The following is a 19122-nucleotide window of genomic DNA, read 5'->3' on the forward strand; positions in this document are numbered from 1 at the left end:
CTTTGACGTTCGGCGCTGGGTTACGAGGTGGCGACCTTGAGTTTGCGGAAGCGGGCTGCCTGAATGACGCCACCGCCGACACGGCGAGACGCGTGGATGCGGGTCAGGCCGTTCGTTGCCAGCAGGTACGGGTTGACGAGGATGGACATAGCGAGGCGATCCACGATCCGGTATCCCGCGAAGTCACCGAAGATCACGGGGAACGCGTTAGCTGCCACGTCAGGCATATCCGGTAGTTCAAGCACGGGACGGCCAAGAATCGTTTCGGGCTGGCCAGCCTGATAGGATGGCTGCCACAGGTAGTTCCCCTGTCCGTCCTTGAGCGTGCGGACGACGCCAAGCGTCTTGGAATTCATGCCCCACGTACCTGCACCGCGATAAGTGGTCGGAACCGCGTAAGCCAGAGCAATGAGGCTGTCGGCGGTGATCTGGGATGCACTGCCGGTCGGCGTGTAACCGATATCCGGGTTGACCATGAAGCCTTCCGGGGCAAGATTGCCGTCGCCGTTGACGAAAGCGGTGCCTTCCTTCTGACCGAAATCATCAGCCAGCGCCAAGCGGACTTCCTGTTCAGCGAGACCGGCACTGTCAGCCAGCAGCTGGTTGCTGATATCGACGTAGGTGTTCAGCTCCTTCACTACGATCTCGGCTTGGCCGAATGTCGGTTCCGATGCTTCCTGAGCCTGCGTCTCGCCCTTCCACTTGGCGGCAGTGATGCCGATACGGCGGGGATAGATGACGGACGGCGAACCGGTTTGACGAACGGAAGCAACGCCACGGATTGGCGACACCAGCACAAGATCGCGGATGAACTCTGTGGAGGTTTCGGCGGGTGCCAGGTAACCGCCCTGTGTGTCCGTGGAGACCGTCAGGGTACGGAGTTCATCGGCTGGGGCGGCGTTGCCGTGACGCAAGTACGTGGCAAACGCACGCTGTTCCACGGTCGGCTCGTTGCGTTGTTCCTGCTGGTTCACGGGACGCGACAGGCGCGTTTCAAGCTGGCTGATGCGGTCGGTCAGGCCACGTACTTCCGTCTGGTGCGCCGTGTGCCGTTCCTCGGCAGCATTGCGCAGTTCTTCCACAGCAGCCGTGGCAACTGCCAACGGATCGTCTTCGCGGGTTTCGATTGGCAGCGGCAACGCTGACCGGACTTCAATTCGTTCGTGCTTCACTGGTCAATCCTTTCGAAGCGTTGCAATTGCGCTGTTGACGGCGCGGGTGAAGGCCGAAAGCTCTCCAGCTGACCGCACCTGTTTGATGCGGGCATTGCCTGCGCTTGGCAGGGCTACCAGAGAGATTTCGACCAATTCGATGTCGGTGAGGATGCGGAGGCCGTTCGCCCCACGTTCGGCGTTCCGCGCGCGGAAGCCGATGGACAAGCCGTTGAGCGCTCCCGCCTTGAGAAGAGCATGGGCTTCCTTGCCGCGTGTTGTCTCGGTGATAAGCCTGCCCGTTACGGCAAGGCCGGTGGCGTCCTCGCGGATGTCGGTCCACACGCCGATGATTTCGTCAGTGCGATGAGACCAGAGCATCGGGGGACGAATGTTGCGGGTCTGATGTTCGGACAGCGTGCGAGTGAATGCACCGCGCTTCACGATCTCATTGAAGCTGTTGCGCTCATCGAAGACAGCAGCATGGCCAGTGAATACACCACCATCGTCAGCAGCAGAAAACCGGATATCGAAGTCCAGCGCCTCACGGCTCTGGGTTTCGCGGATATCGTGTGAAATTAATTTCAAATCATTCCGCATCGGCGTTGACCTTTCCGAACATGAGGAGGTCGATAATGGGGAGCGCTTTGCCGTACAGGTCCGTCACGGACATGCGAGGTGCGTAGGCCTTCACGAGAGTGTCACCCTCTTCCGGGTCCATGCCGCCGCCGATGAGGCCAAGGCGTATGACCTCAGTCAGTTCGATGAAACGGAAATCACTGGCGTAGAAACGGCGAGACAGTCCACCGATGCCAGCACCTACCTTCCGCTCCAGCTCCAGCACGAGGTCTGGGGCAAGGCGGAAATCATATTCCGCGTCTCCGAAGAACTGGCGATGTGCGGGCAGCTCATTCATCGGCTTTGCCCTCGGTCTTCGGTGTCTTGTCGGTGGTTGTGTAGGGGTTCTGGAGAACGTTGCCGTCTGGGAGTGGCGGCAGGTTCAATCCGGCGCGGACCTCATTGGCTGTGAGCACTCCAGCGGCACGATATGCGGAGTAAGCTGTGGCGCGGCTGGCGAAATCCGATTTCAGAAGTGCGTCGGTCAGGTGCTCGACATAAGTCTCGGCGCGATCTTCCGGGGCAATGAGCTTGAGCGTCACTTCGCTTTCCCAGCGAGACAGCCAAGGTGACAGACTGTAGGTGAGGAACTGCTGTCCACCCGTCTCGGCGTTGGCCCATGTCTGACGGCTATAGTCCATCAACAGCACGGGAGGGACACGGAGGATGCGGGCAACCTCAACAATTGCGAGCGCCCAAATTTCCATGAACTGAGCATCCACAGACGTGAAAGCCAGAGGCGTGAATGATCCACCCTCCTCAAGCACCGCTGTCCCACCTGAGTTGCTGCCGCCTGTCGCGGCCTGCCATGACGCTTTGATGCGTTTGGCGACTTCTGCCCCCAGACGCTGGGGAAACGACAGGATACCGGATGGGCGTGCGCCGTTGGCGAATAAGCGGCACGCGTGCTGCTGGAGCGTGATCAAGAGACCGATGGCGTCATTGGCCTGCATCAACGGGCTTTTGCCGGACACGCTGTTCAGGCATAGCGGCGACGGTGCGCGAAGGTGGAGCATGTTGCCGAAGTCGATGAACCGTGAACCGCTAACCATGTTCACACGGTATCGAGGTTCGCCGGTCAGGCTGTCGATTTCGATGGTGACTGTGCTGGGATGGATGCGGTGGAGTTCGCGAGGCTTGCCGTCGCCATCCCGCACGATCTCGGCAAACCCGCCCGCATCATAGCAGATGGCATCAGCGGTCAGCAGTTCGCGGAGCTGGGGACCACGGGTCCAAGGATTGGCGTCACCGTTCAGAAGCTGGGAGGCAATGTGATCCGCATTGCGTTGGCGAGAACCATCGGCAGCGCGGGTGTAAGCATGCAGCGGGAGGATAGAAACCGCTTCCGAGATCGCACGGACACCAGCGGCGACGGCGGGAACCTTGAGTGCGCTTTCGGGCGTGACAACGATCCCTGCGGCTGACGGGATAGCCCCGAACATTTCCAGCAGAAAGCTATCAGGCGCGGCAAGGCTCGCCCGTGTCTCATCGGCCTGCACAGCCGCAATCTGGTTTTTGGATTTCCGCCCTAGTCCGAACACCGATGGTCACCGTAGCAAGGTTGCTGTTGGTGCCTGCCGATGTCTACGGCTCTAATTGCGCTAAGCGCGTCCTGCCGAAGCAGTTATCAAGGCATGGCGTTTTATACGCTGTGGTGGCTTCGGGGTCAATGAGAAACCCCTGAAATTGAGGGGGGCTTTTGGGGGTGTGGCTTCATATCCAAGCCGGAGGCCGATCTTCCCGAGAACTGTTCAACTTCTGGATTTCAAATGGGCTAGGCGTGAGGGATTTCCCGAACACCTATCCCCTTTTCTATTATATGACCGAATTATCTTGACCCCTGTAAGAGATAATAGAAATGGGCTTTTTGATTTTAAATTAGGGGTAAAGATTGCATTCGGTCATTTTCGATAAGGCGGCTTAGCTCTCGAAGCTCTGGCGTTATTTCCTCTGCCCCCTCCTGCCGTTCCATGACATAAAGCTCCAAGCCCACCTGCGGGAAAGCCCGTATGACTTTCATCGAGGGGAAGTCAAAATACTTCTCCTGCCCCTCACCTCGTCTCCAGATCGCAACCTTTTCTCCCGCCATAAAGGCAGGCCAGTCCGCGAGGATTGAACGAAGGATGTTGACCTGATGTCCCTGCGGCCAAATATCAGCGAGGCCGCACATACAGCCGAACTCATCCGGGGTCGTGAGCGCTGGCAAGACCTCCAATAGGTGGTCGATTTTCTCAACACGCACTTCTCTCAAAGCATCCTTTTCAGGAACATCCGTCGCGGTTGCCGTGAGGCTTTCGCGCTCCGCCAGTAGAGCTTTGCGGCTGCTGGCACGGTATCGGCGGAGAAGGTTTGACATATGTTTCGCAGTGTCGGCACTCGTGACAGGGTCCGGGTCTCCCAATCGCAGGAGGGTCTTTTTAGCGCCTTCGATTTTTGCGGTGATGCGCACGAATGGCGCTACCGAAGTGTGGCGATAAAATTTTGAGACTGACCATCCGGGGCCAAGTGCAGCACAGAACTCTTCCTGAGTAGCTGCCGCCCAGAGCCGCCCCCGATACTCGAAAGGGCTGGAGGCAATCAACTGCTCAAGAAGGCGTTGCAGCCCCTCACGCGATCTATCAGAATTTCTCACAGAAACATCCTAACGGTTAAGTTCTACTTGCATATGCCGTGGGATGCGATAGTCTGCGGTTGTCCTCCTACAGACTATGATCACGGCAATAAGGGCCCCGGCACGTAACAGCGTCGGGGCTTTTCTTTGTCGGATTTAGATGCGGCGAATCATTTCAGCCGGAACAACGAGGGAACGCCCCCAGAAAATTGGGGGCAAAGTTGGGGGATTTTGGGGGCTGATGTGGGATTTCGTGTCCCTTTCGTTCTCTTCTAGGTCTTTTGGACCCTTGGGGGAGAGAACTAAAAAGCCTTGTTTTTCAAAGGTTTCGATGGTCGGAGCGGCGGGATTCGAACCCACGACCCCTTGACCCCCAGTCAAGTGCGCTACCGGGCTGCGCTACGCTCCGACACAAGAGACGCGTTTATATAGAAGGCGTGTCGCACGCAACCCTAAAAATAAAGTCCGCAGGACAAAAACAAAAAATCGAGTTTGCCGAGTTGAGTCTGGCGGTCAGTTCGTCTCCGGGAAATCCAGCCAGCGTGCGGCGCAATCCGGTGGCGATGCTTTGTCAGACGTTGCGGAAGATTGAGAGGCAGACGATACCTTCACAGGCGGTGGAGGCGTGAGGCCACCCGGGCCGACAGATAGGGTAGCGTTGTCGATCTGCCAGCTTGCTTTGGGATCGAAGCGCACACCGTCGAACGTCACTTCGAGCGGGTGGGCAGCATCATAGCCTCGGAGAACCAGCGTTCCTGTCTCGCCAGTTACACTGCGAAGCAGGATGTCTCGATAAACCGGTATCTCCGAGCCGTGAGCCTGTTTGTCGTAACGCGTGTCAAAGTCGATCGGGCGCAGATTGCCGCGCAGGCACACATTCTCATATTGGATGCCAGTGACGAGCCCACCCCGACTGATATCGCTCTTGATACGCAGTCCCGACGTCGCCCCGTCGACGGTGACGTTTTGGACGAGGACGTTGCTCACACCCGATTCGGTCTCGCTGCCAATCGACAGGCCATGGCCCCAGTAGAGGTGACTGTCTATAATCGAGACGTATCGGGTCGGAGCGCTTCCAGCCTTGATGGCGATGTTGTCGTCCCCGGCACGGATGAAGCTGTGAGCGATGGTCACATCCTGAGAACCGGCAGGATCGATGCCATCCGTGTTGCGCGCGTCGGCGGGTGTATCGATGCGCACGCCCCAAAGCGTGGCGCCTTTCACACGGTTCAGTATAATGTGGAAGTTCGGCGCATTGCGTAGCGTCACGCGGTAGAAAACGATGTCTGCGCCGTCATCGACCTGGATAAGCCGGGGATTGTTCTGCTTGCCGCCCTGGCTCTGGGCTCTGCGCGCAAGTTGCCACCAGGTCTCCTTGCCGCCAGCCATGACCTCCCCACCCTGACCATCGATGAGGCCGTCACCGACCAGGGCCGCGCCTTGCGTCTTCTGAAACAGAAGGAAGGGGCGGCAGCCATACCCTTTCGTATTGATCGTTCCGCACGTGCCGCTGCCGCGGTCATAGGCTTGAGGATCAGCGACTGCGGCCAATATTACGCCCCGGTCGAGCCAGAGGGTGACACCGGAGCGAATTGTCAGCGGGCCGCTGACGAATCGGCCGCCAGCATTGCCGGCGACCAGCTTGATGGCCTGACCTGCGGGGCATGCATCGATTGCCACCTGAAGCCGCTGTGTATCCTGCGCCTGTCGCGCCGGCGCACTTTGCGCCGCTGGCTGCGGTGAAAGCGTGGCGCAGAGCTGGGTGGGCAAGGTCGGTTCCGATACCACGCGGCGATCGCCGGTCACGGCCGCACCAGCCGCCGAGCTCATCACAAGGGTCAGCCCAACAGCAAGGCAAGCGGCAGTGGAGCGTAAGGCGGGTATCTGAGACTTGGTCATGGGCGCATCCTGTTGAGCAAGACCTCTATTCGAGGATCGTTGCGTCACGTCGTGTCGCACATTTTTATAATTGAATGCCAAACCTGCAAGACTAACCCGGCTTTCCGCGACAGAATGTTCGCGCAATCAACCACGCTTGGCTTAGGAAGGTGCTTCAGCGAAAGACGGGTAAAGGACGAATCGACCCGCCGCTTGCAGGCTCTGTCTTGGCGAAAGCCTTCCCAGACACGGGACGAGTCCCGCTCTTGGAAAGGCGCAAATGCGAGATGTGAAATTTATGGAGGTGAGCCAATCGCAGCGATAGCACTATGGTCGTTGCGGTCACATTTGCGCCAAACCATTTTCGATCCGCTCCCAGCTCTCATCCATAGGATAAGCCGCGGAAATGACCGGCACACTCAGGTGGCCATAGCGAATGGACAATTGCTTTTCCGCGGTTTCAGGATCGGCGCCGGCGATCTTGCCCAGATAAATCGCGGAGGCGAGGCCTGTACGATCAGACCCGGAGCGACAATGAATCAGGATCGGTTTTGGCGATGTGCGCATGATTTCGACAAGCGCTTCGGCCTTGTCCATCGATAGCGTCTCACGCGCCGACATGGCGAAATCGACATGATTTACGCCGAGTGCTTTAGACTCGGAAACCTCGTCCTTGTACCAGGTCGAGCCATCATTCTTACCGCGCAGGTTGATGACGGTCTTGATGTTGTGCTGCTTTACATAAAGCGCCAGTTGCTCGGCGCTGGGCTGGTTCGAACGATAGAGTTCGCCGGCCAACACCTCATGAAAATTCCCAGAAAGCTGCAGGAAGCCGAGATAGGCGAAGAAGCTCAACAGCAGGACCGCCAAGGCGCTCCCAAGCGTGATCATTTTTTTGCGCATTCTATCCATCTTCCAACTGCTATTGACGGAAGGGATAGATGCTGAGGCTGACATCAAGATGAACGTTTCTGACCTGCAAGCGCGCAGGCGCAGACGATGTCACCGCACGAAGATATAAACGGCGTAGACGGCAATCAGGGCGCTGGCAACGAGTGCTGCGATCATGCCCAGACGCTTCTCGATGAAGTGCCGGATGCTTTCGCCATAACGCTGCAGAAGACCCGCCAGAATGAAGAAGCGCGCACCGCGCGTCACGATGGCCGTCACGATAAAAAGCCCAAGGCTGATATTTGCCGCACCGGACAGGATTGTCACCACCTTGATCGGCGGGAGGTGCGCAAGTCCTGAAGTTATCAATAGGAGGACGATCGTTTCATAATCCACCGAAGCCTTCAGATGCTCGAACGCATCCAGCTTGCCGTAGAACTCCAGGAGCGGACGAGCAACGCTTTCGAAAGCGTAATGGCCGAGATACCACCCGGCGATTCCGCCAAGAACCGATGCGACCGTTGCGACCGTCGCATAGAACATTGCCTTGCGGGGCTTTGCCAGAACCATGGGCAGGAACAGGACATCTGCTGGCAGGAAGAAGATGGAGCTCTCGACAAAGGCAATGATGGCCAGCCACCAGACGGCGGTTTTGCGTGCCGCAAGGTTCATCGCCCAGGCATAAAGACCCTTCAGCATTTTCTTCTCCGTTCAATCCAGCAATTTTTGCATCGGGTCGGCCCAACCACGGCCTGCGCTTTTCGCCGCTGCGACTTCGTAGCGGCTTTCGTGCCTGCCTTACCGATCAAATGCGCAAATGGCAAATGATGCAGCGCAGCATCATTACGCTCGATATACAAAATTGCTGCGGCGCGAAAGGTCAAAATACTTTGGTTTATCGAATATCTGCGGCGTGCCGTGCTGCAGCGCAGTCTGAATTCCTTTTATTCTGGCGTTTCCGCTGATTCGGCGTAGAATGGAAGGGCGAGGACATACTGAGGAGGAGACAGTTATGGACTACGTTAATTTCTTTACTTCGCTGAACCCGTTTATTCTCGGCATCTTGATGGTTGTTCTTCTATTGGGTGCTTACAACAAGTGGGTCTCTCACTGACGAATTAAGTCGTCCATTGCCGTAAGTGTGACGCTGACCGCTTATGCCTTGAGGATTTGCGGATAGTCACTTGCGGGCGCGAATGATATCAATCCCGGAGTTCAATTGATTTCGGGAGAAGGCATGACGCAGGACTTCGCGTTCAAAGACACGTCTGAAAATCTCAGTTCCGTTTTGCAAAAGCTGATCAATCAGCTTGGCGGAAAGACGATCACTTTGCGGGAATTGATGGAGGCCATCGGGGAACAAGGCCTCCTTCTCATGTGCGCCATCGCCTCCCTGCCCTTCCTGATCCCGGTTTCCATTCCAGGCGTCAGCACGGTGTTTGGGGCAGCCATCATCATGATTAGCCTCGCCATCATTCTGAACCGGCTGCCGTGGTTGCCCAAACGCATTCTCGATCGGCAGATGGAGACGGCGCGCCTTGTGCCAGCGCTGCAAAAGGGCATCAATATCGTGTCCTGGCTGGATAAGTATATCCGCCCACGCCTGCTTTCCCTGACGACCGGTGCGATCATGAACCGGGTGAACGGTATCGCCATCATGGTGGCAGGCCTGTTGCTGATGATGCCGCTCGGCTTCATCCCCTTCTCCAACACCCTGCCGGGGATCGCCATCCTGCTGTTCTCCGCGGGCATGATCCAACGTGACGGAGCGACCGTGCTTGGTGGCTACCTGTTTCTTGCGCTGACGACGATTTACTTCGCAGCATTGGCCTATGCGGCGGTGTGGGCCGGCCAGGGCCTCAGCAACTCGCTTACGGGCGCTTGATGCCTTCAGCGTCTTCGCGGCGCGCCTGGCGTGCGCGCTTTCGATATTCCCACCAGATGGCCAACTGACGGCGCTTGCGGCGAACGAAGCGCAGATCCTGAGACAGCACCAGGAGGCCGAGTGGAACCATCCAGAAGCCGAGAACTGGCAAGAAGCCAAGAAGGCCGCAAATCACGAGCACCGTGCCGACAACGATGCGTCCGATACGCGAGCGCGGCATCGCCACGCTCCATTTGCCCATGTGAAGCCGCCCCGTTTTGGGGTGAATACCGAAATTCACGCCAGATCACCTCGGCTCGACAGGGTTGGGAAAATTTTTTTCAACATCATCATGCCCGGAAACGTGGGACCTTCGGTGGATAAAACAAGAGGAATTCATTTTTTTTGAAAAAAGCGCTTGGCAAATCGTCAAAGCGTTTGTATTACCCCGCTCACGCCACGCCAAGCGGCGCACGTTCCCTGGTAGCTCAGCGGTAGAGCATTCGACTGTTAATCGACAGGTCGCCGGTTCGAATCCGGCCCGGGGAGCCATTTTTACAATCGACCGCGTTGTAAGCAAGATATCTCTCCAAAAATACCGCTGAAAAATCTCCGACCATCAACGTCTGGAGCGTACACATCGTTGCGACGAGATCGCATATTCGTTACGACGAATAAGGATCAAGGCAGCCGCTTCGGTCATCTGTCGCAATGGAGACTGCGGATATGTCGATCACCGCTTCGCAATGCAGAGCCGCGCGCGCAATGCTCGATTGGTCCCCGGAAGAGCTTGCTGAAGCTGCGGGTGTCGATCTTGCGGAGACGACGTCGTTTGAGAGCGGCCAAAGCGGATCTGATCCTCAGTTGAGCGACAAGCTTCGTGCTGCTTTGGAGAAGGCTGGAATTTCCTTCATCGATAACAATCAGACATCTGCAGCCGGCGGTCCGGGTCTACGTCTTCTGAAGTCGCCCGGCGAATTCGACACCGACCAGTCTGAGACCGTCCAATATAAAGAACATCTGGCGCCCGATGCGCCGACCGGAGCGGGAGGCTGATATGTCCAAGAAACAAAAGTTGGAACACTCTGAATTTTCGGGAGAGTTCGAGGATGACGGCATCACCGTGCTCGTGGATATCTTCCGGCCTGCTGGAACGCAGCAGGACTGGCAGCTGGAGGTCATCTCCGAAGAGGACGACGTGACGACCTGGGACGAGCCCTTCGCCACCGACAAGGACGCCTGGGAAGAGTTTCTCGCAACATGCGAACGGGATGGCATCAGGAGCTTTCTTGGGGACGAGGAGCCGGCCGTCCATTAAGGCGTGTCGCGGTCTTTCAGACTCATGCCTGGCGCCTTAGGTCCTAGTTACCGTATGTCGCTGTCGCGAAACCGCGGCACGCTTTTGCGCGGACCATGGTTTAGGACACCTTAGTCACCGGGAGGTGACTGATCGCATACGAAAAAGGCGACCGCGGTGGCGATCGCCTTAATACTTCGGACATCCAGCTTGGGTTGAAACCAGCTGGATTTCAACGCTTGCCGGCACGGCCGGAAACCGCTGTGGATGTGGCGGAGACCGGGTCGCTCGCTGGGAAGGTATCTTCCAGACCTTCTTCAAGCTCGTCATCGGACTTGCTATTGTCTTGCGACTGCTCACGGTTCAGAGAGACGACGGCAGGCGATTGACCCGATGCGTCTTCATCTTCCACGCCCAACACAGATGTGTTGCGTGTCGCATCGATTTCCAATTCTGCCTCTTGCCAGTGGCGCTCGTGGTCGCCATCGCGTCGACCTTCGCTTTCCCACTTCTCATAGGCCTTGTTGCGTATTTCGGATTCACGATCGACTTGCATGGTGCTTCTCCCGTTTTCGATATCGGGAAAACAATCGGCACTCTTATTTGGTTCCTGGGCCCATGCTTTGACCATGTTGTCATATGGGATGGAGTGGTCGCACAAAGGAACGAAGCAGCGCCCTGCCCGTTTCCCTCTCAGATAATCATCCAATATCGATGGGAGCGTACCATGACCGACGATAAATCGACGATCGACAAGAAGAACCACCTCGACATCAAAGACGAAGATGTCGCGCGTTTCGAAACGGAAGGCGACCTGACGCAACATCAGCAGGAGCTGGACCCCGACGAGCTGACCAGCCTCAGAGCACGTCGACAGGCGGCACGTCAGCACGAAGACGCCTTCATCGTTGCGACGGACCTGGAAGATGACGACCAGCGCGATGCCGCTCCAGGCACACGCGAACAGCCATAGGCTGCAGCGTCGGAGGAGAATCTAAGGTGACGTCAAACCCACATAGAGATTCTCTTCTGACCGCCATGCTGCAACCCACGCTTTCGTGGGTGTACATGCGTGTATTTTAGCTTGAAGCTTGATCAGCGACGAACAGAGACGATGGACTTGCGGCTGAAATTGGAGACCTGTACGCGGCCGGACTGGTTGCCGCCGAGGATTTGAGCAGTGGCACCACTCATGCTCTTCAGGATGCCTGCGTGATATCGCTTGCCGCTCCTGACGACCACAACGTCACCGGGTTTGGCGGCACCGACCGGAACGGCGTAACCGAAGGATTTCCAGGATTTGGCGAAGCCGGAGGATTTCGGTGGGGTACGTCCTGATTTCTCGGCCACAACGCTGAGGAAGTGGCCGCACCACGGAGTTTTCCGAGGGTTGACGCCCAAAATTGCTTTCAGCGTCTTGTTGTTCTTGCCTTCATGAAGACCGGCATATTGCTCGGCTTGGTTCAACATGCCCGCCGAGGCGGGCGTTATGACCGCGGCACACAGCCCCACAGCCAGAAGAAACGCAGATACTCTCACTCTCTTGCCCTTTAAAAGCACAGAACAACTTGGCTCCAGCCCGCGCCGAAGTGTCCTTGCGCACATTCAAAGTAGGGCAGTCTTAGCAGCGAAACTTCTCGCTCACGACGACTGCTGTTGAGCCGTCTATGCTCCGAATCTAGCCAGAATTTGACGAGACATGGGCGATTATGGGTATGTTATGCCCCAAAATCGCCCTTGGAGTTATCAAAATAGTGAAGCCTGTTCGGGTTTTGGCTGAATTTTGAAAAGACCTTCCAAAGCCAGCATTTGCAGCTTTGTCTTCACGCCGCCTTCAGCCGAAAAGCCACCCGGCTTACCGCCAGCGGCAAGAACCCGATGGCATGGGATCAGAAGCGGCAGCGGATTTTTTGCCATCGCCTGCCCAACGATCTGAGCAGCTTGCGGGGGAGCATTTAATTCCTTGGCGATTTCACCATAGGTTTTCGATGTTCCCCACGGCATAGCTCGAACGATTTCATAAACCGTTGAAAAGAAATCACTTTGAGGACCGACATCAAGTTGGATATCCAGAAATTCGACCGGTTGACCTGTGAAATAGGCTCTCACCTTTTCCAGCAGATCCCTTGCTTGCGCACTCGGGTCGGAATGTTCGGCATTAGGCAGACGGCGTGTTAGATGAGCCCTCGCATCATCTTCCAAATCAACGGGCAACTGGAAACGGCAGATGCCCTCTTCATGCCATGCGAAGGCGCAAAACCCCATGGCAGTAGAGAAGGTTGAGTAGCGGATTTTGCGCGTCATCGGCCTGCCCCATTTCAGTCCCATTCGGCCAAACGAGCGTCGGCGTTAACGTTTGAGCAACCATTTTTTTGAGGTTAAGTCGAGGCTTGATCAAAGATTTTTAGGCGAAGATGTGTCCACAGGCGGCTGCCTCACCCCGGCATCGAAGTGATAGAGCGCAGCAAAAAGCCACCCGGCGGGAACGCGGCGGGTGGCTGAAAAGGTCTTCTTAATCTGAAGATAGAACGGGTCGCTTACGATGCGAGCTTAGGCATCTCCACGAGGCGGTTTGCATCCCGGCTCGCCTCAACGAAAGCGGTCCGCGCGATCTCGCCGGAAACGCTTCCCAGAAGCGACGCCCTGCAAAGGCGCAACGCCTGCTCATACGCCTTGCCATGGCGGCTGGGCCACTCGTGTTGGAGAAAATCAAAGGCTTCATAAACGCCGTTGAAGGTGCGAGGCGCGCCGTTCTCAAGAGAGATCACAACAGGCGCATCCCATTTTACTTCATTCAGCATCATTGGTGGGTCTTCCATACTCAATTCACGTGCCTCCAACGTCACTTCCGGCATATGGTTCCACCTGTTTTGATTTAAACCCAACAAAATTTACCCTTCAAAAACCATAGGTATCGCACCACCGTATTACCCTCGTTGCAGGGGAGCAAAACACCCTTACGCGCGTTACAAATGAAAGCAGAAGGAAAGCCGATGACGAAGCAGGACAGCCCCATAATCCTTTGGTTTCGCAAGGACTTGCGCCTTTCTGACAATCGCGCCCTTGCAGCCGCGCGGGAGCATGGCGGAGCGATCATTCCTCTCTATATACGCGAGGATCGACAGGGCTCAAACGGCCCTTTGGGTGGTGCGCAGGAGTGGTGGCTTCATCACTCGCTGAAAGCCCTTTCCGACCAGTTGGAAAAGCTTGAAAGTCGCCTCATCCTGCGCAGTGGAGACCCCAGCAAGATCCTAAAGTCACTTATCGGTGACGTGGGTGCTAGCGCCGTGTTCTGGAACCGTCGCTACGACGCCGATGGTATGGAGATCGACAGCCACCTCAAGAAGCAGCTTCGCGATGATGGATATGAGGTCGAGAGTTTCTCGGGCCATCTCCTGCACGAACCATCCAAGGTGAAGACCAAGAGTGGCGGACCCTACCGCGTCTACACGCCTTTCTGGCGCGCCATCGAAGGCGGAGACGAGCCGCCAGAGCCGACGGGCAAGCCGCGCCAGATACCAACGCCTTCCAGCTGGCCGACGTCGGAAAAGCTGGACAGTTGGAAGCTCCTGCCGACAAAACCGGATTGGGCAAAAGATTTCTCGGACGTCTGGACGCCGGGCGAAGCGGGAGCCAAAGAGCGGCTGGACGATTTCATCGATAGCGCGCTGAAGGGCTATGAAAAGGGTCGTGACTTCCCGGCACAGCCTGCAACCTCGATGCTCTCTCCGCATCTAGCCCACGGGGAGATCACGCCTGCCCAGCTCTGGCACGTCACTAGAGGCCTTTCCTCCCACATCGCCTCGAACGACATCAGCCGGTTTCGCAAGGAGATCGTCTGGCGCGAGTTCTGCTACCATCTTCTCTTCCACTTCCCCAAACTCGACGAGAAAAACTGGAACGACAGTTTCGATGCGTTTGAATGGAAAACGGACACGGCAAAGTTCAACGCCTGGAAGAAGGGCATGACCGGCTATCCGATCGTCGATGCTGGCATGCGGCAGTTGTGGAAGCACGGCGTCATGCACAATCGCGTGCGGATGATCACAGCATCCTTCATGATCAAGCATCTGCTGATCGACTGGCGCAAGGGGGAGAAGTGGTTTCGTGATACGCTGGTGGATGCCGACCCGGCCTCGAATGCTGGCAACTGGCAGTGGGTGGCCGGATCGGGTGCCGATGCCTCACCGTTTTTCCGCATCTTCAATCCTATCATTCAGGGCGAGAAGTTCGATCCCGACGGAGACTATGTCAAAACTTTCGTGCCGGAGCTTTCGAAGCTCGATGCCAAGTACATTCACAAGCCGTTCGATGCGCCAAAGCAGGTGCTGGACAAGGCCGGGATCGAATTGGGCAAGACCTATCCAAAGCCCGTCGTCGATCATAATGAGGCACGCCAGCGTGCGCTTGAGGCCTACTCTCATATCAAGAAGAGTGAATAACCGGGGCATCAGCAAGATTTTGCGCTGGAACCCTCTTCGCCAGAAGATAATTTCTTGTCACAAGGCCGTTAGATAACGACATAACGGCTTTGAATCGCTGACTGGACAGAAGGCCTGATCATGACCATCCATTCTTCCGTGCTGACCGCAATTGGGAACACCCCGCTCATCCGCCTCAAGGCAGCATCCGAGGCCACGGGCTGCGAAATTCTAGGCAAGGCCGAGTTCATGAATCCGGGCCAGTCGGTCAAGGATCGTGCCGCGCTCTTCATCATCCGAGATGCGGAACGACGCGGGCTCTTGCGTCCCGGCGGCACGATTGTGGAAGGTACGGCCGGCAACACCGGCATCGGGCTTGCGCTGGTTGCCAACGCGCTCGGCTACAAGACGGTTATCGTCATTCCCGAGACCCAGAGCCAGGAGAAGAAGGACGCGCTGAAGCTTCTTGGCGCACAGCTTGTCGAAGTGCCTGCCGCCCCCTACTCCAACCCTAACAACTATGTGAAGGTCTCCGGTCGCCTGGCAAAGCAGCTTGCCGCAACCGATCAGAACGGAGCAATCTGGGCAAACCAGTTCGACAATATCGCCAACCGTCAGGCGCATATCGAAACCACGGCGCCGGAAATCTGGGACCAGACGGATGGCAAGGTGGACGGTTTCATCTGCGCCGTCGGCTCCGGCGGAACGCTGGCCGGCGTCGCAGACGGCCTTCGCGATTTCAACCCCGATATCAAGATCGGCCTTGCAGATCCGGAAGGGGCAGCGCTTTACGAATTCTACAAAAATGGCGTCCTGAAGTCGGAAGGATCCTCCATTACCGAAGGCATCGGCCAAGGTCGCATCACGGCCAACCTGGAAGGCTTCACACCGGATTTTTCCTATCGAATCCCGGATTCGGAAGCTCTTCCGATCATTTTCGAACTGATCACCAAGGACGGCCTGTGCCTTGGCGGCTCATCGGGCATCAACATCGCCGGCGCAATTCGGCTTGCCCGCGACCTCGGACCCGGGCATACAATCGTCACGATACTTTGTGACTACGGTAACCGTTACCAATCCAAGCTCTTCAACCCCGACTTCCTGCGCTCCAAGGGGCTTCCCCTTCCGGCCTGGTTGACGGAGAAGAAAGAGATTTCGGTTCCGTACGAAACCGTCTGAGGTCAATGCAATATGCCTGTGAATGCCCTGTTTCGTGATGATTTTTATCTTTCAACTTGCGAAGCGGTGGTCACGGCAGTGCATGAAGATGGTGGCATAGAGCTGGATCAGACCTGCTTCTATGCCACGTCTGGCGGCCAGCCCGGCGATACGGGCTTTCTCGAACGGGCCGATGGCTCGAAGATCGAACTCGGCATAACGCGCCATGGCGCGGACAAGAGCGTCATCATCCACGTACCCCTGGAGGGTCAGCCCTCTGTGGACGTCGGCGAAAAGCTGACACTTCATATCGACTGGCAGCGACGCTACAAGCTGATGCGGATGCACACCGCCTGTCATCTCCTATCGGTAGTCTGCTCCTGGCCGATCACCGGCGCTGCCGTTGGTGAGGATGAATCGCGGGTGGATTTCGATATGTCGGAGACGATAGACAAGGATGCGATCACCGCCAAGCTGATGGAACTGGTGGAGCAGAATCACCCCATCTACCTGCAATGGATCACCGACGAGGAGCTGGCGGCCAATCCTGGCATCGTCAAGTCCAAGCATGTCCGGCCACCCGTCGGGCTTGGCCGTGTCAGCCTCGTCTGCATCGGCGAGAATTCTTCGGTTGACAGTCAGCCCTGCGGCGGCACTCATGTGTCGGAAACGCAGGAAGTCGGCGAGATTTACATCGCCAAGATCGAAAAGAAAGGCAAGGAAAACCGCCGTTTCCGCATTCGCTTCGGCAAACCCGCCGACGCCGCCTGATTTCTGGGAGAAACATCGTGAGCACCGATAAAAGCCGTTTCGTCGTTTCGGCGGATTGGGTAGAGCAGCAGCTTGGAACACCGCACTTCCGCATCGTCGATGCGTCCTGGTATCTGCCGGCACATAAACGCGACGGAAAGCAGGAATATGCCAGCGGCCACATTCCAGGCGCCGTGTTCTTCGATCAGGACGCAATTGCCGATCATGATACTGGCCTTCCGCACTCCCTGCCCTCCCCGGATTTTTTTGCCGGGGAAGTCGGCAAGCTTGGGATTACCGACACCGATACGATCGTGGTCTATGATGGCCCCGGCTTCTTCTCCGCGCCGCGCGTCTGGTGGATGCTGCGCGTCATGGGTGCCGAAACGGTTTATGTGCTGGATGGCGGCCTCGATGGCTGGAAGGCTGCCGGCAAACCGCTTGAGACGGAAGCTCCGCAGATCGAGCCGGCAGAGTTTCACGCCGAGTTCAAAGCGAGCCGTGTGACCTCGTTCTCCGATATGCGCGCTGTCGTCGAGACGGGCGAAAAGCAGGTGGCGGATGCCAGAGGTGCCGGCCGCTTCACCGGAGACGAGGCCGAACCCCGCGCCGGCATGCGGTCCGGCCATATGCCTGGTGCCCGCAGTCTGCCTGCCACCGCCTTTTCGGAGAACGGCCACTTCAAGGATCTGCCAACCATCCGCAAGATGATTGCAGAGGCCGGCATCGATCTGTCGAAGCCAGTCGTCACCAGCTGCGGCTCAGGCGTGACTGCCGCCGTCGTGACGCTGGCGCTCGAGTCGCTCGGCCATTCGGACAATTCGCTTTATGACGGCTCATGGTCGGAGTGGGGATCGAAAGAGGACACGCCGATCGTGACTGGCCCGGCGGAGCCTCTGCAGACGGAGCCACACGGTCCGCTCAAAGCCCATGTCACCCAGCTTGAAATGACATCGGCGCCAAAGGTCAGCCTGGCGGTGCCGGTCAATATCCAGACAGCGATCATGCGAACGCATGACATCCCACTGCATTTCTATCGCTATCTCTACTGGCGCGTCGGCAAGAGGTGGCACTGGCAAAAGCGCATGCGCATGAGCGATGCCGAGCTTACCGCCGTGCTGCGCGACCCAAAGAACTGCGTAACAGTGCTCTATCTCAACGGTTCGCCGGCTGGCTTCTTCGAGTTCAACAGAGGCAGTGACGACGTTACCGAACTATCCTACTTCGGTCTGATGGAAGAGGCGATTGGCGCTGGTGTCGGGAAATGGTTCCTGCTTCAGGCGCTTTACTCGATCTGGCAGGATAACCCCAAGAAGGTCACCGTCTCCACCAATACGCTGGACCACCCGCGCGCCTTGCAGCTCTACCAGATGATGGGCTTCTCCCCAGTCAGCACCTATGAAGCTTGGGTGGAGCCGCTGACCGACAGCGAGTATCTCGAAATTTCGCGCCGCGGCTAAGCTGCCAAGTTGGCGTCCGCCTCTCCTGGATCGGATGAGGCGGGCTCATTCAGCGTGGCATTATTTCGCCTTCGCTGTACGAGATCGAGCCTCAGCTCTTAAAGCTCTTGGCCGAGATTGACGGCGGTCGGGATTTCTTTCGCAGGCGCGTCTCCGCGGTCGCCATTGGTTGCGAGAAGATGGGCCGCGATCAGCTCGCCGTGAAATCTTGCAAGCTCATAGCAATAGGTGATCTCGCGGCGTTCCTCGGACCAGTAGGCATCCGGTCGGCCGCAGCTTCTGGCCGTCAGCTTTACCGTGCCCTTGAGCTCATAAGCACTAAATTCGCGGGCGATGAGATCGAGAACCTTCGATTCCTTCACCATCGTCGCATAGATATCCAGAAACGGATCGCGCGCAGGCTCATATCGTATGTCGAATTTCGTCGTGCCCGGCGTCTTCACATGGGGTTTGAGTAAGTCGCTCCAGCGCGCCACGGTCTGCGGATAGGCCACTTCACAGGCCTTCCACTCATCCTTTGGCAGCCCCATCAGCTCTGCAAGGTCGCCGTAGCCCTCGTTGTCCTTGCCGACCATGAGGCAGGCCATCTGACGGTCGCGGGCGACATTCGGGACAAGAACGCTATAGAGCGGCGCATTATGCTCGGGAAGCTCTCCGGAGCTCCGCGCGAGATACCAGCTATCGGTTGCATTGACGATAGCTGTATCCAGCCACTCCTGGTTGGCTTCCAGCATGATGGTGCCGGCAAGCTGGTCTGCGGTATTGCGACCATCGCCCGCATCGGGAAGGCTGAAATCGGAGATCAGCATCTTGGCGGCTTCGTGATAGACGCCGAATACGGCATTGCCGATGACGAAATTGACCGTCTGCTGCAACTGCTCGTCGGAAAGATCGTCAAGTGCAGGCGCAACCTGCGCATGCGCAGACGGCAAGGCGGACACTAAAAAAGCGACCGAAAGAACGGCTCGAAACCTTCGCAGCATTGACGTCAACTTTCCAGAACGAGGACGCAGCATAGATCGC

The 19122-nt window shown here is 57.2% G+C and carries 22 protein-coding genes and 2 tRNA genes; 9 read left to right on the plus strand and 15 right to left on the minus strand.

Annotated elements, in window-relative coordinates; genetic code table 11:
* Positions 1-20 precede the first annotated feature (20 nt).
* From AC07U5_RS09395 to AC07U5_RS09435, 9 genes are all read right to left on the minus strand, one after another.
* The gene (locus AC07U5_RS09395; RefSeq protein WP_494722848.1) at positions 21-1172 is read right to left on the minus strand and encodes a phage major capsid protein; all 1152 of its coding nucleotides are present in this window, start codon (positions 1170-1172) and stop codon (positions 21-23) included.
* A gap of 3 nt (positions 1173-1175) precedes the next feature.
* On the minus strand, positions 1176-1739 hold the full coding sequence (locus AC07U5_RS09400; RefSeq protein WP_494722849.1) for an HK97 family phage prohead protease: 564 nt from the start codon (positions 1737-1739) through the stop codon (positions 1176-1178).
* Position 1740: 1 nt separating this feature from the next.
* Entirely contained in the window at positions 1741-2067 is a 327-nt protein-coding gene (locus AC07U5_RS09405) for a gene transfer agent family protein (RefSeq protein ID WP_494722850.1), read from the minus strand.
* Positions 2060-3310 carry a phage portal protein gene (locus AC07U5_RS09410; protein ID WP_494722851.1) on the minus strand — a complete coding sequence of 417 codons (1251 nt, stop codon included), beginning with the start codon at positions 3308-3310 and terminating at the stop codon, positions 2060-2062. The genes AC07U5_RS09405 and AC07U5_RS09410 overlap by 8 nt, the downstream gene beginning before the upstream one ends.
* Positions 3311-3642: 332 nt before the next feature.
* Positions 3643-4401: a hypothetical protein gene (locus AC07U5_RS09415; RefSeq protein WP_494722852.1), complete on the minus strand. Its 759-nt coding sequence runs from the start codon at positions 4399-4401 to the stop codon at positions 3643-3645.
* A gap of 311 nt (positions 4402-4712) precedes the next feature.
* Positions 4713-4789, minus strand: a tRNA-Pro gene (locus AC07U5_RS09420).
* A gap of 104 nt (positions 4790-4893) precedes the next feature.
* Complete coding sequence (locus tag AC07U5_RS09425; protein ID WP_494722853.1) at positions 4894-6279, minus strand: glycoside hydrolase family 28 protein; 1386 nt, start codon at positions 6277-6279, stop codon at positions 4894-4896.
* 321 nt (positions 6280-6600) lie between these two features.
* Positions 6601-7128 (minus strand): dual specificity protein phosphatase family protein, encoded by a 528-nt coding sequence (locus tag AC07U5_RS09430; protein WP_494723278.1) that lies wholly within the window; start codon positions 7126-7128, stop codon positions 6601-6603.
* A 132-nt stretch (positions 7129-7260) separates the two neighbouring features.
* Entirely contained in the window at positions 7261-7848 is a 588-nt protein-coding gene (locus AC07U5_RS09435; RefSeq protein WP_062425564.1) for a YqaA family protein, read from the minus strand.
* Between the two features lie 538 nt (positions 7849-8386).
* On the opposite strand from AC07U5_RS09435, the gene AC07U5_RS09440 reads away from it, so the two are divergent.
* Positions 8387-9034 (plus strand): exopolysaccharide biosynthesis protein, encoded by a 648-nt coding sequence (locus AC07U5_RS09440; protein ID WP_062598189.1) that lies wholly within the window; start codon positions 8387-8389, stop codon positions 9032-9034.
* Here AC07U5_RS09440 and AC07U5_RS09445 read toward each other — a convergent pair.
* Positions 9021-9314, minus strand: a complete 294-nt coding sequence (locus AC07U5_RS09445) for a PGPGW domain-containing protein (protein ID WP_494722854.1) — start codon at positions 9312-9314, stop codon at positions 9021-9023. The two genes, AC07U5_RS09440 and AC07U5_RS09445, sit on opposite strands and share 14 nt — an antisense overlap.
* Positions 9315-9490: 176 nt before the next feature.
* On the opposite strand from AC07U5_RS09445, the gene AC07U5_RS09450 reads away from it, so the two are divergent.
* The 3 genes from AC07U5_RS09450 to AC07U5_RS09460 all read left to right on the plus strand — a co-directional run bounded on the left by AC07U5_RS09450 (position 9491) and on the right by AC07U5_RS09460 (position 10331).
* Positions 9491-9565, plus strand: a tRNA-Asn gene (locus AC07U5_RS09450).
* 174 nt (positions 9566-9739) lie between these two features.
* A complete protein-coding gene (locus tag AC07U5_RS09455; RefSeq protein WP_494722855.1) occupies positions 9740-10069 on the plus strand; it encodes a helix-turn-helix domain-containing protein in 330 nt (109 codons plus the stop codon).
* Position 10070: 1 nt separating this feature from the next.
* The gene (locus AC07U5_RS09460; protein WP_062425568.1) at positions 10071-10331 is read left to right on the plus strand and encodes a hypothetical protein; all 261 of its coding nucleotides are present in this window, start codon (positions 10071-10073) and stop codon (positions 10329-10331) included.
* Between the two features lie 211 nt (positions 10332-10542).
* Here AC07U5_RS09460 and AC07U5_RS09465 read toward each other — a convergent pair whose 3' ends face one another.
* Complete coding sequence (locus AC07U5_RS09465) at positions 10543-10866, minus strand: DUF2934 domain-containing protein (protein ID WP_113225430.1); 324 nt, start codon at positions 10864-10866, stop codon at positions 10543-10545.
* Between the two features lie 171 nt (positions 10867-11037).
* Here AC07U5_RS09465 and AC07U5_RS09470 point away from each other — a divergent pair, with 171 nt between their 5' ends.
* The gene (locus tag AC07U5_RS09470) at positions 11038-11283 is read left to right on the plus strand and encodes a hypothetical protein (protein ID WP_062425570.1); all 246 of its coding nucleotides are present in this window, start codon (positions 11038-11040) and stop codon (positions 11281-11283) included.
* A gap of 122 nt (positions 11284-11405) precedes the next feature.
* Here the strand turns inward: AC07U5_RS09470 and AC07U5_RS09475 are convergent, their stop codons facing one another.
* From AC07U5_RS09475 to AC07U5_RS09485, 3 genes are all read right to left on the minus strand, one after another.
* Entirely contained in the window at positions 11406-11849 is a 444-nt protein-coding gene (locus AC07U5_RS09475; RefSeq protein WP_111847849.1) for a TIGR02594 family protein, read from the minus strand.
* A gap of 207 nt (positions 11850-12056) precedes the next feature.
* Positions 12057-12614 (minus strand): methylated-DNA--[protein]-cysteine S-methyltransferase, encoded by a 558-nt coding sequence (locus AC07U5_RS09480; protein ID WP_494722856.1) that lies wholly within the window; start codon positions 12612-12614, stop codon positions 12057-12059.
* 233 nt (positions 12615-12847) lie between these two features.
* Complete coding sequence (locus AC07U5_RS09485) at positions 12848-13114, minus strand: DUF982 domain-containing protein (protein WP_062425573.1); 267 nt, start codon at positions 13112-13114, stop codon at positions 12848-12850.
* 189 nt (positions 13115-13303) lie between these two features.
* Between AC07U5_RS09485 and AC07U5_RS09490 the strand changes: the two genes are divergently transcribed.
* The 4 genes from AC07U5_RS09490 (at position 13304) to sseA (ending at position 18099) form a co-directional block, all read left to right on the plus strand.
* Positions 13304-14752 carry a cryptochrome/photolyase family protein gene (locus AC07U5_RS09490; RefSeq protein WP_494722857.1) on the plus strand — a complete coding sequence of 483 codons (1449 nt, stop codon included), beginning with the start codon at positions 13304-13306 and terminating at the stop codon, positions 14750-14752.
* A gap of 120 nt (positions 14753-14872) precedes the next feature.
* Positions 14873-15910, plus strand: coding sequence for a cysteine synthase A (locus AC07U5_RS09495; protein ID WP_494722858.1), 1038 nt, complete (start codon positions 14873-14875; stop codon positions 15908-15910).
* Positions 15911-15922: 12 nt separating this feature from the next.
* Positions 15923-16660, plus strand: a complete 738-nt coding sequence (locus AC07U5_RS09500; RefSeq protein WP_111847846.1) for an alanyl-tRNA editing protein — start codon at positions 15923-15925, stop codon at positions 16658-16660.
* A gap of 17 nt (positions 16661-16677) precedes the next feature.
* Positions 16678-18099 (plus strand): 3-mercaptopyruvate sulfurtransferase, encoded by a 1422-nt coding sequence (sseA, locus tag AC07U5_RS09505; RefSeq protein ID WP_494722859.1) that lies wholly within the window; start codon positions 16678-16680, stop codon positions 18097-18099.
* Between the two features lie 98 nt (positions 18100-18197).
* Here sseA and AC07U5_RS09510 read toward each other — a convergent pair whose 3' ends face one another.
* Positions 18198-19040 (minus strand): DUF4344 domain-containing metallopeptidase, encoded by an 843-nt coding sequence (locus AC07U5_RS09510; RefSeq protein WP_494722860.1) that lies wholly within the window; start codon positions 19038-19040, stop codon positions 18198-18200.
* Positions 19041-19122: the final 82 nt, after the last annotated feature.

Source organism: Agrobacterium sp. GW821-FHT02D03 (assembly GCF_059421725.1).

What these genes read in the sequence shown, in the direction of transcription:
- AC07U5_RS09405 (WP_494722850.1), bottom strand. Translation starts at nt 2,067, where the DNA reads ATGAATGAGCTGCCCGCACATCGCCAGTTCTTCGGAGACGCGGAATAT.
- AC07U5_RS09425 (WP_494722853.1), bottom strand. Translation starts at nt 6,279, where the DNA reads ATGACCAAGTCTCAGATACCCGCCTTACGCTCCACTGCCGCTTGCCTT.
- AC07U5_RS09435 (WP_062425564.1), bottom strand. Translation starts at nt 7,848, where the DNA reads ATGCTGAAGGGTCTTTATGCCTGGGCGATGAACCTTGCGGCACGCAAA.
- AC07U5_RS09440 (WP_062598189.1), top strand. Translation starts at nt 8,387, where the DNA reads ATGACGCAGGACTTCGCGTTCAAAGACACGTCTGAAAATCTCAGTTCC.
- AC07U5_RS09455 (WP_494722855.1), top strand. Translation starts at nt 9,740, where the DNA reads ATGTCGATCACCGCTTCGCAATGCAGAGCCGCGCGCGCAATGCTCGAT.
- AC07U5_RS09460 (WP_062425568.1), top strand. Translation starts at nt 10,071, where the DNA reads ATGTCCAAGAAACAAAAGTTGGAACACTCTGAATTTTCGGGAGAGTTC.
- AC07U5_RS09465 (WP_113225430.1), bottom strand. Translation starts at nt 10,866, where the DNA reads ATGCAAGTCGATCGTGAATCCGAAATACGCAACAAGGCCTATGAGAAG.
- AC07U5_RS09470 (WP_062425570.1), top strand. Translation starts at nt 11,038, where the DNA reads ATGACCGACGATAAATCGACGATCGACAAGAAGAACCACCTCGACATC.
- AC07U5_RS09480 (WP_494722856.1), bottom strand. Translation starts at nt 12,614, where the DNA reads ATGACGCGCAAAATCCGCTACTCAACCTTCTCTACTGCCATGGGGTTT.
- AC07U5_RS09485 (WP_062425573.1), bottom strand. Translation starts at nt 13,114, where the DNA reads ATGATGCTGAATGAAGTAAAATGGGATGCGCCTGTTGTGATCTCTCTT.
- AC07U5_RS09490 (WP_494722857.1), top strand. Translation starts at nt 13,304, where the DNA reads ATGACGAAGCAGGACAGCCCCATAATCCTTTGGTTTCGCAAGGACTTG.
- AC07U5_RS09495 (WP_494722858.1), top strand. Translation starts at nt 14,873, where the DNA reads ATGACCATCCATTCTTCCGTGCTGACCGCAATTGGGAACACCCCGCTC.
- AC07U5_RS09500 (WP_111847846.1), top strand. Translation starts at nt 15,923, where the DNA reads ATGCCTGTGAATGCCCTGTTTCGTGATGATTTTTATCTTTCAACTTGC.